This is a genomic window from Hymenobacter sp. YIM 151500-1 (assembly GCF_025979885.1).
Lineage (GTDB): Bacteria > Bacteroidota > Bacteroidia > Cytophagales > Hymenobacteraceae > Hymenobacter.
In genome coordinates this window covers 4,739,430-4,752,834 of sequence record NZ_CP110139.1, presented here as the reverse complement: position 1 = coordinate 4,752,834, position 13,405 = coordinate 4,739,430, and the positions used below count along the sequence as shown (strand labels likewise).

At 62.1% G+C, this 13,405-nt stretch carries 13 protein-coding genes; 4 read left to right on the top strand and 9 right to left on the bottom strand.

The genetic code is table 11. The features are described 5' to 3' along the window. Window positions 1-3: 3 nt before the first annotated feature. From OIS53_RS19615 to OIS53_RS19605, 3 genes are all read right to left on the bottom strand, one after another. The gene (locus OIS53_RS19615) at window positions 4-1,629 is read right to left on the bottom strand and encodes a DUF4153 domain-containing protein (protein WP_264680274.1); all 1,626 of its coding nucleotides are present in this window, start codon (window positions 1,627-1,629) and stop codon (window positions 4-6) included. A gap of 52 nt (window positions 1,630-1,681) precedes the next feature. After that, entirely contained in the window at window positions 1,682-1,981 is a 300-nt protein-coding gene (locus tag OIS53_RS19610; protein WP_264680273.1) for a winged helix-turn-helix domain-containing protein, read from the bottom strand. Between the two features lie 78 nt (window positions 1,982-2,059). Further along, window positions 2,060-2,728, bottom strand: a complete 669-nt coding sequence (locus OIS53_RS19605; protein WP_264680272.1) for a hypothetical protein — start codon at window positions 2,726-2,728, stop codon at window positions 2,060-2,062. A 311-nt stretch (window positions 2,729-3,039) separates the two neighbouring features. Between OIS53_RS19605 and OIS53_RS19600 the strand changes: the two genes are divergently transcribed. Genes OIS53_RS19600 through OIS53_RS19590 form a run of 3 tightly spaced genes read left to right on the top strand, consistent with a single transcriptional unit; the run spans window position 3,040 to window position 5,251 of the window. Beyond that, a complete protein-coding gene (locus OIS53_RS19600) occupies window positions 3,040-3,570 on the top strand; it encodes a hypothetical protein (RefSeq protein WP_264680271.1) in 531 nt (176 codons plus the stop codon). Next, entirely contained in the window at window positions 3,567-4,358 is a 792-nt protein-coding gene (locus tag OIS53_RS19595; protein ID WP_264680270.1) for a class I SAM-dependent methyltransferase, read from the top strand. Before OIS53_RS19600 ends, OIS53_RS19595 begins: the two co-directional genes overlap by 4 nt. A 17-nt stretch (window positions 4,359-4,375) precedes the next feature. Next, on the top strand, window positions 4,376-5,251 hold the full coding sequence (locus OIS53_RS19590; protein WP_264680269.1) for a UbiA family prenyltransferase: 876 nt from the start codon (window positions 4,376-4,378) through the stop codon (window positions 5,249-5,251). A 118-nt stretch (window positions 5,252-5,369) separates the two neighbouring features. On the opposite strand, the gene OIS53_RS19585 is transcribed toward OIS53_RS19590, so the two are convergent. Both OIS53_RS19585 and rho read right to left on the bottom strand, forming a co-directional pair. Then, complete coding sequence (locus tag OIS53_RS19585; protein WP_264680268.1) at window positions 5,370-6,038, bottom strand: DsbA family protein; 669 nt, start codon at window positions 6,036-6,038, stop codon at window positions 5,370-5,372. Window positions 6,039-6,369: 331 nt separating this feature from the next. Next, window positions 6,370-8,550, bottom strand: coding sequence for a transcription termination factor Rho (gene rho / locus OIS53_RS19580; protein ID WP_264680267.1), 2,181 nt, complete (start codon window positions 8,548-8,550; stop codon window positions 6,370-6,372). 534 nt (window positions 8,551-9,084) lie between these two features. On the opposite strand from rho, the gene serS reads away from it, so the two are divergent. Further along, window positions 9,085-10,365, top strand: a complete 1,281-nt coding sequence (gene serS, locus OIS53_RS19575; RefSeq protein WP_264680266.1) for a serine--tRNA ligase — start codon at window positions 9,085-9,087, stop codon at window positions 10,363-10,365. 145 nt (window positions 10,366-10,510) lie between these two features. Here serS and OIS53_RS19570 read toward each other — a convergent pair whose 3' ends face one another. The 4 genes from OIS53_RS19570 to OIS53_RS19555 all read right to left on the bottom strand — a co-directional run bounded on the left by OIS53_RS19570 (window position 10,511) and on the right by OIS53_RS19555 (window position 13,363). Further along, a complete protein-coding gene (locus OIS53_RS19570; RefSeq protein WP_264680265.1) occupies window positions 10,511-10,777 on the bottom strand; it encodes a UBP-type zinc finger domain-containing protein in 267 nt (88 codons plus the stop codon). Between the two features lie 55 nt (window positions 10,778-10,832). Continuing rightward, on the bottom strand, window positions 10,833-11,291 hold the full coding sequence (locus OIS53_RS19565) for an OsmC family protein (protein WP_264680264.1): 459 nt from the start codon (window positions 11,289-11,291) through the stop codon (window positions 10,833-10,835). Between the two features lie 216 nt (window positions 11,292-11,507). Next, entirely contained in the window at window positions 11,508-12,179 is a 672-nt protein-coding gene (locus OIS53_RS19560) for a hypothetical protein (protein ID WP_264680263.1), read from the bottom strand. Between the two features lie 122 nt (window positions 12,180-12,301). Continuing rightward, complete coding sequence (locus tag OIS53_RS19555; protein ID WP_264680262.1) at window positions 12,302-13,363, bottom strand: glycosyltransferase family 9 protein; 1,062 nt, start codon at window positions 13,361-13,363, stop codon at window positions 12,302-12,304. Window positions 13,364-13,405: the final 42 nt, after the last annotated feature.

The window sequence follows — 13,405 nt, the reverse complement described above, 5'->3', positions numbered from 1 at the left end:
TCACTACGGCTTGGATAATTGGGCAAAGGCGCGGGACTCGGCGTAGGTCCAGTCGTGCCAGCTGTGGTAGCGGGGGTAGCGGCGGCGCCAGTCTTCTATGCGGGCCTGGATGGCGGCGCGGCCTTGCTCCGGGGTGCCGGTAGTTTCCGTGTAGGTGCCGGGCGGGCTGAGGATGATGCGCGTCATACCGCTCAGCACGTCTTGGCGGGCGGCTACTTCGGGCAGTACCCGCTCGGGCATGTTCAGCAGGAAGCCCAGGTCTACGGTCTGGAAGCGAGGCTGAAGGTTGTAGCGCACGATCCACACTTCCCAATTGCCGAGGGCCAGGACTAGCAGCAGGCAGTAGGCAGCCAGGGAGTTGAGGCGCACCAACCCGTAGGCCGAGCGGCGCTGCCACACTTTCAGTAGCACCGTGACCAGCCCAAACACCGTCAGCAGCAGAAATCCATACACCCCGATGCGCTTGTAGGCCAAGCCCGTGTGCACGATGTAGTAGTAGTTGCGCAAACCCACCGACACCACGAGCACGGCATTTTGCACGGTCCACACCGTAGCGCCCCAGCGCAGCAGGACCAGGCCGGGGGCGTAGAAGTTGAGGTTGCGGCGGAAAAACCACAGCACAATGCCCATGGCTACCAGAATGCTCAGGATGAGCACGTAGGTGCCCTCGTGCACAAACTGCGTGAGGTCGAACCCAGGGCTGGGCTCGAAGCCGAACCAAATCCAGTTAATGTCAATCAGGTTGACAATGAGCAGCAACAGGTTTACCAGCCCAAACACGGCCAGGGCCGCCAGGTATTCCTTGCGCAGGTCGAGCACCCGGAAGCTTTGATTCCGAAAATCGGGCCGCCGCACCCCGAACGAAGCCACCCGGTCGCGCTGCCGGCGCACAAACTCGCCCAGGCGCGACTCCTGGTCCTGGAAGAAGTGGAAGGGCACCACTACCAGCGCCCCGGCCGTGAGCACCAGCCCCAGCCCAAAAAACAGCACCCGCAGTGGCGACAACCCCGGCAACAGGGCCAGCAGCCACTCCCCTACCCGCGCAAAGGCGGCCGAAGCCAGGGCGTCGTAGCGCGGATTGGCAACGCTGAACAGCAGGTGAAACACCCCGAGCACCACCACGGGCAGCACCAGCAGGCGCCCGTAGAAACGGGTGCGGCTCCAGCGGCTCGCGCCGCTGCGTGGCAGCCGCAGGTAGGGCAGCAGCCCCGGCACTGCCCGCGCGGCGCCGGCCAGGGCCGTGAGCAAGGCGTACACCACCAGCTTAAGGTGGGGCTGGTTGACGTAGCCCAGCAGCATGATGAGCGAGGCCACGCAAGCCAGCTGGGCGGCCGCCGAACCGGTCCAGAGTACGCCGCTCGTGCTGAGCAGGGTGCCCAGCAGCAGCAGCCGAAAGTAAGAGGAGTGCCACACCGGCGCGTGCCGCGGCAGGCCTGCCACGGTGGCGGCCACTACGAATGCGGTGTACAAGGCCAGGTTCAGCCCCACGCCCTGCTGCCAGAACAGCACGTCAAAGAGAATGGCCCCGGCCGGAATCAGCAGCTTTTGCAAGGTGGTAAGGGGCACGGCCACCGGCCGCTCCTGCGAGGTAGCCGCCGGCAGGGGCAGCGAAGAAGATAGTGTGCTCATGAGTGATGTATCTTAAAAGAACTTTGTGATTCAAAGTATATGGACAAAAAAATTAGCTGTTGCCCCGCAGCAATTTTTCCAAAGCGGCCAAATGGTCTTGAAAGGCGGTTTTGCCCTCCGCGGAAGCCGAGTACGTGGTATTCGGCTTCTTGCCGACGAACTGCTTGCTTACGAGCACGTAGCCAGCTTTTTCGAGGGCCGCCACGTGGCTGGCCAGGTTGCCGTCGGTCAAGTCCAAGGCCTCCTTTAGCTCGTTGAAGCTCACCGCGTCATTCGCCATGAGCACCGCCATGACGCCCAACCGCACCCGGTTGTCGAAAGCCTTGTTGAGCGTGTGGATGACGTGTTTCAAAATTAGAAGTGAGAGGTGAGTAGTGAGAAGTGAGACAGAGGCGGAAACTTTCGCTTTACTCTTGTGAAGAGCATGCTCTTACCTCTCACTTCTGGTTTCTACGGATTGATTTCGCTCGTAGCGGTTGTACATCAGCAGGCCGTAGCCGATATGGCCCAGGCCAAAACCTAGCGCAAAGAACATCAGCCCAAATCCGGGGAACAACAGGGCCACCAGCCCGAGAACTATCTGGGTGAGGCCCAGCCAGCGAATTTCGTCGAGGGTGTACTTGCTGGCGTTGAGCAGGGCCAGGCCATAAAAGACCAGGAGCCCCGGCACCACCAGCCCCACGGCTCCCTGTAGAAACAGCGCCAGGCAGAACAGTCCGCCCGCAGTCAGCGGAATCAGCAGGCTAATAGCCAGCCGCCGGCCTAGCGCGCTCCAGACGGCCTGCCCAGCCCGGCGGGCCCGGCGGATGGTGAAGAAGCTGGCCACCGCCAGCGCCGCGCCCATGATGCCCAGGGCCAGCACCAGCAGAAACGGCAGCACCGCCTGGCGCTCCTCAGCCGTACTTTGCAGTAGGCGCAGGTAGCCCGCATAGGGGTAGCGCTGCTGCAAATACAAGTGCCCCACCCCGGCCCCGGCCAGCGCCACCATCCCCGCCCCTACCCCGCTCAGGCCGCTAAGCGAGATGAAGCGGGAACTGCGCTCCATGATGGCGCGAATCTCGGTGAGCTGGGCTAGCGGGTCGGTGGCGGGCTTCGACATATCTTTCCGTAAAGAACTTTGTGTTGCAAAGCACATCAATTAGTTGCTAGATTACAAGCACTCCGCACAACTATTTTCTACGCACCTGAATTTTCGGCTGCCAGTGCGCCGTCACGTGCAGTTTCGTCAACCGCTACCTCTCCTGTAGTCGTGAGGCACTGAATAAGACGACTGGCAGTGGCGGCGCCAATGGCTTGCGCCCGGCAAGGTGCCGCCTCGCTCCCGAAGATGGTTTCTGAAATGCTGTAGCTTGCGGCATTGCAGTCGTTTTACGCGTCTGGATTTTCCATTTGGTCACCTTCCTGCCTTGCATGGTTCCAGAAGCCGTGTTTTCCGACATAGCCGCACGTGTCCGGCGCCATACGGCCTACACAGTGGTGGGCGGGGTGTTTTTCCTGTTTCTGATTTTTCTAGCGCTTTTTGTTTTGAGCGTGGTTCAATCGAAGAACTCACGCGACCTAGGGGGAATGTTTGTTTACCTCGTCGGCATCTGTATTCTACCAGCCTGGCTGTTTGCCCTACTCCGCCAGCCCCCAATGCGGCGGCTGTTTCGTGAGGCCCTGCTTCAGCCAGCCCGGTGGCGCCGGGTACTGCTACTAACGCTCGGCACGGCTGGTATTTTCCTGGCGTATGTGGCGGGAGCTACCGTGCTTGTAGTAGGATTTCTGTATGTAGTAAACAACGGCCCATTCGGAATGCTTCTTAAGTACTATTCAATAGCAATGTTCGGCTTGAGCTTTCCCTGGCTGCTGTCGGCGGTAGCTGCGGCTTGTTATGTAAACCGTGACTTACTACGCCTTTCCTATACCCCGCTGCTCACCTTGCGTAAAAAGGGCTCGTGAAGCTCCGCCTCCAGCTATTCGAGTTTGAAGACCAGCCCTGGTTTCCGGCCGTTATTCGGGCGGGTATGATGGATTACCTGCGGTTCATGATTTCGGCGCTGGGTACCTACCGGCCCATTGTGCCGCTGCTGGCCCAGGCCCTGCGCCGCACGGGTAGCGCCGAGCTGCTGGAGCTGGGTGCCGGCGCGGGTGGCGGCACCGAGGGCATCTTGCATGAGTTGCGCCAGAGCAGCCTGCCCGAGGCGCGCATCTGCCTCACCGACCTGTACCCCCAGCCGGCAGCCTGGCAGTTGCTGGCAGCCCGCACACCCGGCCTAGCCTTCGAGGCTTCGGCCGTGGATGCCACGGCTGTGCCGGCGCACCTGCGCGGGTTTCGGGTTATCTTTTCGGCGTTTCACCATTTCCCGCCGCCCCTGGCCGAGCAGATTCTGGCCGATGCCGTGCGGCAACGGGCCGGGATTGGGGTGTTTGAAGGGGCGGGCAAGCACTGGCTGGAAATCGGGCTGGCTCTGACGGTGCTGCCCGTGGCCCAGCTGCTGGCCACGCCTTTTATGCGGCCGTTTCGGCTGAGCCGGCTGTTTTTCACCTACGTAGTGCCCCTGATTCCGCTGTTCACCATCTGGGACGGCTGCGTATCGATTCTGCGGCTCTACCCACCCGAGCAACTGCTGGCCCTGGCCCGCCGCGCCGATCCGCAAAATGCCTATACCTGGCAGGCCGGCAAGGTGCGGCATTGGTGGGGTCCGGAAGTGACGTATCTGCTGGGTACGCCCAACAATGTAGCGTAAGCTGTAGCTTAGCTGCTATGACACTAGCTGCCTACCGCCGGGCCTTGCCCTTGCTCCGCATTCCATTCTCGCTCTACCTCATGCCCGTGTTCTGGTTTGGGCTGAGTGCCATGCCGCGGCCATTCAGCGAGTGGCGGGCCCTGGGTGTGTTTCTGGTGCTGCACGGGCTGGCCTACCCGGCCTCCAACGGCTACAACAGCTACTACGACCGGGACGAAGGCAGCATCGGGGGGCTGAAGCACCCGCCCAAAGTTTCGGCGGAGCTGCTGCATCTGGTGTGGCTGTTTGATGGGCTGGCCGTGCTGGGCTCGGCCTTGCTTAGCCTGCCATTTGCAGGGCTGGTTGTCGTGTATTTGCTGGTGTCGAAAGCCTACAGCTACGAGGGTATCCGCCTGAAGAAGTATCCGCTGATTAGTACGGTGGTGGTGGTGGTGTTTCAGGGCGCCTACACATTTCTGATGACGCAGGTGGGCGTGGGCGCCAGCACGGCCGAGCTGCTGGCGCCTACCAACCTAGGGTTGGCCTTGGTCAGCACCATCTTCTTGTGCGGCTCCTATCCGCTCACCCAGGTGTACCAGCACGAAGAAGATGCCCAGCGCGGCGACTTAACCCTGAGCTTGCGGCTGGGAATCCGGGGCACGTTTGTGTGGGCGGGTCTGGCCCTGGCCCTGGGTGCGGCCCTGCTGGCTTTCATCTACCTGCACCGCCGTACCCCGCACCACTTGCTGATTTTTCTAGCCGCCACTGGTCCTGTGGTAATGCTGTTCGGGCGCTGGGCCCGCGCCGTGTGGCAGGATGCCGCCGCCGCCGACTTCGAGCATACCATGCGCATGAACCAGGTGTCGTCGGTGTGCCTGAGCCTGGCTTTCGTGCTGATGCTGCTCTGGCCCTGAGCATCACCAATTATGCGGATTATAAGCAGATGACGCAGATTTTTCTGCTCAGCAGACGAGGTTCTGCTACCGTAACACCCAGCTACGGCTCTTTGCCGGAGCAGCCGTAAAAGCTCCGCTACCGGCCAGTCTGCTCTTCTTCAGCCTGTGCCAAAGCCTGTTCGAGGCCGGCCACGAATACATCGTAGGGCTGAAAGCCGCGGGCCAGCACGTAGCCCTGGGCGCCGACGCGCAAAATAACGGTGGGGAAGCCCTGCACCCCGATACGGCGCACGGCCCCAAACTCCTGCTGCACAGCGGCAGCGGTTTCGGGCAGGTCAAACAGGCGCCGGAAGCTGGCGGCCGGCAGCCTATATGTTTCCACGAGCGGCTCATAGGTGGCAGCTTGGTTAAGGTCACGCCCTGCCCAGAACAAGGCCCGCTGCACATCGTGGGCGAAGGGCAGCACCCGCTGCAACTCATCCAGCTGCCGAAACACGTACAGCGCCCGCGCCGGGGCCTCCGAGTCTTGCCAATACGTGCCCTGCGCCCCCAGCTGCTTGTATGCCTCCCCAAACTGCACGCCCGTAGCGCGCTCCACCTGGGGCATAGCCTGGCTGATGTAGTCCCAGCCTTCCCCGATGGGTTCGGCCTGCTCGCCGGTTAGCATGCCGCCGCTGAGCACATTCACGGTCAGGCGGTCGGAAAAGGCCTCTTGCACGCGCAGCAGCACCGGGCTCATGCCGTAGCACCAGCCACAGTACGCATCGTAGATATAAAGAAGTTCGGGGAGGTCATGCTGTGCCATAACCGCAAAGAACCGGGGATAATTGCCGACAACCAAACGCTACTTTGCCGGCATTTGCCTGTCATGCCGAACGGAGTGCAGCACCTCGCGTGCTGATGTTAGAAGGTAATCGTCACGCTGAGCTTGTCGAAGCATCTCTACCGCGGGCTAATTGATTAGCACTACAACGAAGCGGGAGAGATGCTTCGGCAAGCTCAGCATGACAGTTACCACGCGCACGACAGCATGACCGTCCGTTCATAGTCTTAAACACAAAGTCTTAAACACAAAAAGCCCGCTTCACGATTGTGAAGCGGGCTTTTTATAATCGGGTCAGCTGACGACACGCAACCTAGCCGTTCATGGCCATCAGGAACTCGTCGTTGTCCTTGGTGCCTTTCATACGGTCTTTGAGGAACTCCATGGCTTCGGAGGCCGTCATGTCCGACATAAACTTGCGCAGCACCCACACCCGGTTTAGCTCGTCCTTGCTCATGAGCAGGTCTTCGCGGCGGGTACCGGAGGCCGGCACGTCGATGGCCGGGAAGATGCGCTTGTTGGCCAGCTTACGGTCCAGCTGCAGTTCCATGTTGCCGGTGCCTTTGAATTCCTCGAAGATTACCTCGTCCATCTTGGAGCCGGTTTCGATGAGGGCCGTGGCAATGATGGTGAGTGAGCCGCCATCTTCCACGTTGCGGGCCGCCCCGAAGAAGCGCTTGGGCTTGTGCAAAGCATTGGCATCCACACCACCCGACAAAATCTTGCCCGAAGCCGGCTGCACCGTGTTGTAGGCGCGGGCTAGGCGGGTGATGGAGTCGAGCAGAATTACCACGTCGTGGCCGCACTCCACGAGGCGCTTGGCCTTTTCCATGGCAATGGTGGCAATTTTCACGTGGCGGTCGGCCGTTTCGTCAAAGGTCGAGCTAAGCACTTCGGCCTTCACCGAGCGGGCCATGTCAGTTACCTCCTCCGGGCGCTCGTCGATGAGCAGAATCATCAGATACACCTCTGGATGGTTCTCGCTGATGGCGTTGGCAATTTCCTGGAGCAGCACCGTTTTACCCGTTTTGGGCTGGGCCACAATCAGGCCCCGCTGGCCCTTGCCGATGGGTGCAAACAGGTCGAGGATGCGGGTGCTGTACTGGCTGGGCTTGGTGGCCAGCTTCAGGCGTTCCTCGGCAAACAGCGGCGTGAGGTTGTTGAACGGGATACGGTCACGGGCCTCTTCCACCGAGCGGCCGTTGATGCTGTCCACGCCCACCAGCGCGTAGTACTTCTCGCCGTCGCGGGGCGGGCGGATGGTGCACTTCACCGTGTCGCCGGCCTTCAGGGCAAACTGCTTGATCTGTTGGGGCGCCACGTAGATGTCGTCGGGCGAGGCCAGGTAGTTGTAGAACGGGCTGCGCAGGAAGCCGTAGCCACCATCGGGCATCATTTCCAGCGTGCCATCACCCGGAATGGTGATGTCGAACTCCACGGCGCGGGAAGGCCGGGGCTGCTCGGCGGTGCCCGTACGTACTTCCTGGCGCTGCTCTTGCCGCTGCTGGCGCTGCATCTCCCGCGCGGCAAACCGCTCCTCGCGGCGCTGTTCCCGCATGTCGCGGGCGTCGGGACGGCTGCCGTCGCGCAGGGGGCGGTTCGGGTCGCGGTTGTCGCGCGGGGCATCGTGGCGGAACTCGGCGCGGGGGGCCTCGGGCCGCGGCTCGCGGGGCTGGTCGTTGCGCGGGGCGCCGTCGGGGCGGGGCGGTTCGGGGCGGTCGGCGCGGCCATCGGGGCGGGGCTGGTCGTGCCGGAACTCGCGGCCGTCGCGGAAAGCCCGCCCATCGGCGCGGCCGTTTTCCTGGGGCCGGGGTGCCGGAGCGGGGGCCTCGGCCGGAGCGGCTGGGGCTTCCGGAGCCGGAGCTTCGGCGGGCACTGCCTCACCAGCAGCTTCAGGGGCAGTAGCAGTTTCCGGGGCCGGGCCATTAGCCGTGGGAGCCGGCACGGGGCGGCCGGCACGGTCGGTGCGGGGGCGGCGCTCCGGGCGCTGATAGAGCTTCACGGGCCGGTCGGGGTCAGCCGCGCCATCGACCAAGCCATCAGCAGAGCCATCCAAAGACTCGGCGGGCGCTGGTATGGCAATTTGGGGCGCATCCACAAGCGGGGCCGGCGCGGCTACGGCGGCAGCAGGAGCTTCCTCTTCGGCTACGGCAACATCCGAGGCTTCGGCTGTTGCGGCACGGGCGGGCTCCCGGCGGGTAGCCGGGCGGGCGGGACGGGCAGCCCGCGGGGCCTTGGCTGGAACGGCGGCCACCGGAGCCGCTTCGGCCAAAGCCGGAGCAGGCTCAGCAGCAGCGGGAGCAGCCTCGGCGGAAGCCGTAGCGGGCTTTATCTTCTGGGGCAACTTGTCGGGCGGCGTAATGGCCTGCTGGTCAAGAATCTTGTAAATGAGGTCCTGCTTGCTGAGTTTCTTGAAGTTTCCGACGTTTAGCTTTTCGGCAATTTCTTTCAATTCGGACAGCAAACGGTCCTTCAGCTCATCAATAGTGTACATATAGGAAGCAAGGCAAAAAAACAGGCGGGGCTAGAAGCCAAAGACAGGGCAGCACGGGCCATTCCGGACACAAACAGCAGCCGCAGGGGCCGCGCCAGATACAGGATCCGGGAGAAAATGAATAGCAGCAGAAGGGCGGTAGCCGGAGAGGCGCTGGGAAGAAGTACGGGCCGTACGCGTGAAATACTATCCGCGGACCCGGCAATCAGCAGCCGGCTTGCTAGCGCAATGTTAGCGTAATACGCTGGAACTGCCAAATCGGATGCGGGAAATTTACCGCTCGTAAGTGATTGGCATTCTGAGCTGCCAAACGAGCCGGGCGCCACTTCCCTTTCCCCAACCTCAAACGGCGAGCTCCAGAAGTCTTCTCCCGCTCAGGTGGCGTGTGCAGTCGTAACGAAAAGCCCGTATCTGTAGTTCAGACCACCTACTTTTGCCTTGTTCTGTTTTGTTCTGCCTTTGTTTCGTTTTGTTCTGATTTGTTCTGTGCAGGCTTTCTAAAGGCCCCACGCTGCACTTTTCCCTTCCGCTGATATGCTGCAAGTTTCCGTACTGAGAGAGCACCCCGACGCGGTGCTGGCTGGCCTGGCCAAAAAGCACTATAAAACGGCCGAGGCCGACGTGCAGGCCGTACTGGCCCTGGACCAGCGCCGCAAAGACCTGCAAACCGCCCACGACACGGCCCAGGCCGAAGCCAACGAGCTGGCCCGCCAGATTGGGGCCCTGATGAAGTCGGGCGACAAAGCCGGCGCCGAAACCCTGAAGGCCCGCACCGCCGAGCTAAAGCAGCACACCAAGCAGCACGCCGACGAGCTGAGCCAGGTGGAAATTGCCCTTCAGCAGGCTCTCTACAAGCTGCCCAACCTGCCCCACACCAGCGTACCCGAAGGCCGCACGGCCCAGGATAATGAAGTGGTGCGCGAAGTAGGCGCCCGGCCCGAGCTGCCGGCTTCGGCCCAGCCGCACTGGGAGCTGATCAAGAAGCTCGACATCATTGACTTCGAGCTGGGCAACAAAATCACGGGCGCCGGCTTCCCGGTGTACAAAAACCAGGGTGCCCGCCTGCAACGCGCCCTCATCAACTTCTTCCTCGACGAGGCCCGCGCCGCCGGCTACGACGAAATCCAGCCGCCCATTCTGGTAAACGAAGCCTCCGGCTACGGCACCGGCCAGCTGCCCGACAAGGACGGGCAGATGTACCACGACGCCCAGGATAATCTGTACCTGATTCCGACGGCCGAGGTGCCCATCACCAACCTCTACCGCGACGAAATCATCCAGCCCGAGAAGCTGCCCATCCGCAATGCCGGCTACACGCCCTGCTTCCGCCGGGAGGCCGGCTCCTGGGGCGCCGATGTGCGCGGCCTCAACCGCCTGCATCAGTTCGATAAGGTGGAAATCGTGCAGATTGCCCACCCCGACCACAGCTACGCGCAGCTAGAGGAAATGCTGGCCCACATCGAAGGCCTTTTGCAGAAGCTGGAGCTGCCCTACCGCGTGCTGCGCCTCTGCGGCGGCGACATGAGCTTCACCTCGGCCCTCACCTACGACCTGGAGGTGTGGAGCGCCGCCCAAGGCCGCTGGCTGGAAGTAAGCTCGGCCAGCAACTTTGAAAGCTACCAGGCCAACCGCCTCAAGCTGCGCTACCGCACCGAAAACGGGAAAACCCAGCTTCTGCACACGCTCAACGGCTCGGCCCTGGCCCTGCCCCGCATCGTGGCGGCCCTGCTCGAAAACAACCAGCAAGCCGACGGCAGCATCCGCTTGCCCCAGGTGCTGCACCGCTACTGCGGGTTCGAGAAAATCACAGCCTAAGTCGCAGATTGAGCAGATTAAAAGGATTTCACGGATTGCTACACTTAACAAACAGCCGCCTCATCGGGCGGCTGTTTGCTTTTCGCAGCACAGTATCAGGGGCTCCTACATCTGTGAAATCCGCTCAATCTGCCTAATCTGTGATTTAGTATTCGGCCAGCTGCTCGTCCTGGTAGCACCAGGCCCACTGCTCGCCGGGCTCGGCCGAAGTAACTACCGGGTGCTGGGTGGCGCGGAAGTGACCGGTGGCGTGCTTGTTCTTGGACGAGTCGCAGCAGCCGACGTGGCCGCAGGTCTGGCACACGCGCAGGTGCACCCATTGGTCGCCCAGGGCTACGCACTCCGGGCAAACGTGCTCGGCCGGCGCCGGAATCAGGGTTTCAATAGCTTGGAGGTGAGTGCAGATAGCCATAATGGGAAGGTGGTAAGAATGACAGATTACGGTGACCTGCGTCTTTGCCATGACACTATTCTTCTATAAGCGTCTCTTCTACAAGCGAGGTCACGATGCGGAGGCTGCCGGTGAGGGTCTTCTGGACGGGACACTTGGCGGAAATAGCTTCGAGACGCTGGCGCTGCTCGGTGGTGAGGGGGCCGAGCAGGCGCAATTCTTTCTGCACCTCTTCCAGCATGTGGCCGGCCTGCTCGCACTGCTCACAGTCCTGCTGGTGCACGCGCTGGTGGCGCAGGCGCACCTCTATGCCTTCCAAGGGCCACTTCTTTTGGGTAGCGTAGAGGCGCAGAGTAATGGCCGTGCACGCGCCCAGCGCCGACAGCAGCAGGTCGTAGGGCGTGGGGCCCCGGTCCTGCCCGCCCACGTCGGCGGGCTCGTCGACCAGCCAGGTGTGGCGGCCGGCCTGCACATCGGCCAGCAGGGCCTCGGGGCCCACTTTTACCACTACCGTTTTATCAGCAGATTCAGCCATAAGCCAGATACGAGAGCATGAGCAGGAAAACAACCCCGAAGCCGGCCGGATGGCACCCAGCAATACCATTCTGGCCCGCCCTGCGTGGGTTGCAAAAGGTACGGTTTTCTGCCGGCACGGGCTACTCAGCTGGCTTTTCTCTGCCACTTGGGTAAAAGAAAAGCTGCTCCCGGATGAGAGCAGCTTTCAGAAGCTACCACCGGCCGGGCCGGTAGCCTACGATTTGGGAGTGTAAGGAAATTTCTTGGAAGCATTGCGCATCAGCGCGTTTACGACGCCTTCGGTGGAGCTGCCCACCGAACCGGCCGCTACGAAGTCGTACTTCCACAGCAGCTTGCCGGCGTCCGACTCATGGATAGTCACCGAGATATTGGCTTCGTTGGTGGCGCCGCCATACCCGCCACCGCCCAGTAAGAGGGAGGCGGCCCCCAACGCCAGGGCGGCGCCGTCGCTCATGGGCTTGTTGGTCCGCACGCTGGTGGTCAGCACGGCATCCACGCCCAGGAGCTTGGCCAGCTCCTGCGGGGAGTGGGCGCGCAACTCCTCAAACGGAATCCCGCTTTCGCGCAGACGGGAATTGGTTTGCATTACGTCCTGAAACTGCACGGTGTAGCCGCGCTGGCTACTGCGGCGCAGCAGCCAAGCGTATATTCTATCCTGAAAATCGAGGCCAGTCTTGAATTCCATGTCGCGCATTTGCTCGGCCGACGTGTTGCGGGCCTGGTTGGGGCGCAGTTGCATGGTCACGGCGGCCGGCAGAATGGCTACCGTTTTGTGCTTGGGAGCGTAGGCGCGAAAATCATTCGCTAGGTAGATGTTGGGCCCACAGGCGGTGAGCAGCAGCGACACCAGCAGCACGGCCAGTATCCGAGGGGTAGAAATTTGCATACGATGAACTATAAAAGGAAAACAGAAACCGCCCGGCAGGCTACGCCGGGCCGAACACAATTATATTGCCATATTCTGAAACAAATTCACCCTGCCCTCTGAAAAGCCAGCGAAGGTCCCTTCTACCGTCCGTCCCGCGGCGGGGGCAGGTCGAGGTCGAAGCGGATGTCGCGCATGCAGCGGAAGTGACCCTGGGGGCACTTTTCGTAGCCGATTTTGGAGCAGGGGCGGCAGTACAGGCCCGGCACTTCCAGCACCCGGAACTCGGTGCGGTAGGGATACATGCCAAACTCCGGCACGGTGTTGCCCCACACGCTGAAAATCTCCTTGTGCAAGGCCGCCGCAATGTGCATCAGCCCCGTATCGTGGCTGACTACGAACCGCGCCTGCCGCAGCAAAGAGGCCGACTGATTCAGCGAGTATTGCCCGCAGGCATTGTAGATGAGGGTCTGGGGGGCTGGGGAACTGGGGGACTTAGGAAAGTAGTACGGGCTTTCCGGAATTTGCCGGACGGGCGCGGGCGAGGTAGCGGCGCCCTGGTCGAAGGCCAGTTCCACGGTGTGGCCGGTGCTTTCGTCGGCGGGGCCGCCCAGCAGCACCACGGGCTGGCGCAGCAGGCCGCACAGCTCGATAATCCGCTCTACGGGCAGGCGCTTGGTGGCGTGCTGGGCCCCGATGGCAAAGGCCACGTAGCCCTGCTGAAACCCCGCTGGCAGGGCGCTCAGGTCTACTTCGTCCTGGGGCGGAATGAAGTAGTCAAGCCCCTTGCCGTCGTTGCGCACGCCCAGGGGCGCGGCCGCGGCCAGGTAGCGCTCCACGATGTGCACGCGGGGCAAGACGTTGATTTTCAGGCTCACCAGCAGCCACTTGCGCCAGTTCAGCTTATCAAACGCCGCCGACTTCACGCCCAGCCGGGCTTTGAGCAGGGTGGTGCGCAGGTTGTGGTGCAGGTCAAGTACAAAGTCGAACCGCTCGGCGCGCAGCTCTTCCACCAACTCTCCCAACGAGCCGGTCAGGCAGTGCACCCGGTCCACGTAGGGGTTCGACTCCAGAATGCCCCGAAAGGCCGGCTTGGTGGCGTAGTGCACCACCGCCCCCGGCACCTGCTGCTTCACGCAGCGTACCACCGGCGTAGTCAGCACAATGTCGCCAATGGAAGAAAAGCGTAGAATTAGGATTTTCATCTGAGTAGGGGCGCGTCGCCCGCGCCCGCCCGTTGTTTATCC

What these genes read in the sequence shown, in the direction of transcription:
- OIS53_RS19585 (WP_264680268.1), bottom strand. Translation starts at nt 6,038, where the DNA reads ATGGCACAGCATGACCTCCCCGAACTTCTTTATATCTACGATGCGTAC.
- OIS53_RS19590 (WP_264680269.1), top strand. Translation starts at nt 4,376, where the DNA reads ATGACACTAGCTGCCTACCGCCGGGCCTTGCCCTTGCTCCGCATTCCA.
- OIS53_RS19615 (WP_264680274.1), bottom strand. Translation starts at nt 1,629, where the DNA reads ATGAGCACACTATCTTCTTCGCTGCCCCTGCCGGCGGCTACCTCGCAG.
- OIS53_RS19555 (WP_264680262.1), bottom strand. Translation starts at nt 13,363, where the DNA reads ATGAAAATCCTAATTCTACGCTTTTCTTCCATTGGCGACATTGTGCTG.
- OIS53_RS19570 (WP_264680265.1), bottom strand. Translation starts at nt 10,777, where the DNA reads ATGGCTATCTGCACTCACCTCCAAGCTATTGAAACCCTGATTCCGGCG.
- OIS53_RS19605 (WP_264680272.1), bottom strand. Translation starts at nt 2,728, where the DNA reads ATGTCGAAGCCCGCCACCGACCCGCTAGCCCAGCTCACCGAGATTCGC.
- OIS53_RS19600 (WP_264680271.1), top strand. Translation starts at nt 3,040, where the DNA reads ATGGTTCCAGAAGCCGTGTTTTCCGACATAGCCGCACGTGTCCGGCGC.
- OIS53_RS19565 (WP_264680264.1), bottom strand. Translation starts at nt 11,291, where the DNA reads ATGGCTGAATCTGCTGATAAAACGGTAGTGGTAAAAGTGGGCCCCGAG.
- serS (WP_264680266.1), top strand. Translation starts at nt 9,085, where the DNA reads ATGCTGCAAGTTTCCGTACTGAGAGAGCACCCCGACGCGGTGCTGGCT.
- OIS53_RS19560 (WP_264680263.1), bottom strand. Translation starts at nt 12,179, where the DNA reads ATGCAAATTTCTACCCCTCGGATACTGGCCGTGCTGCTGGTGTCGCTG.
- rho (WP_264680267.1), bottom strand. Translation starts at nt 8,550, where the DNA reads ATGTACACTATTGATGAGCTGAAGGACCGTTTGCTGTCCGAATTGAAA.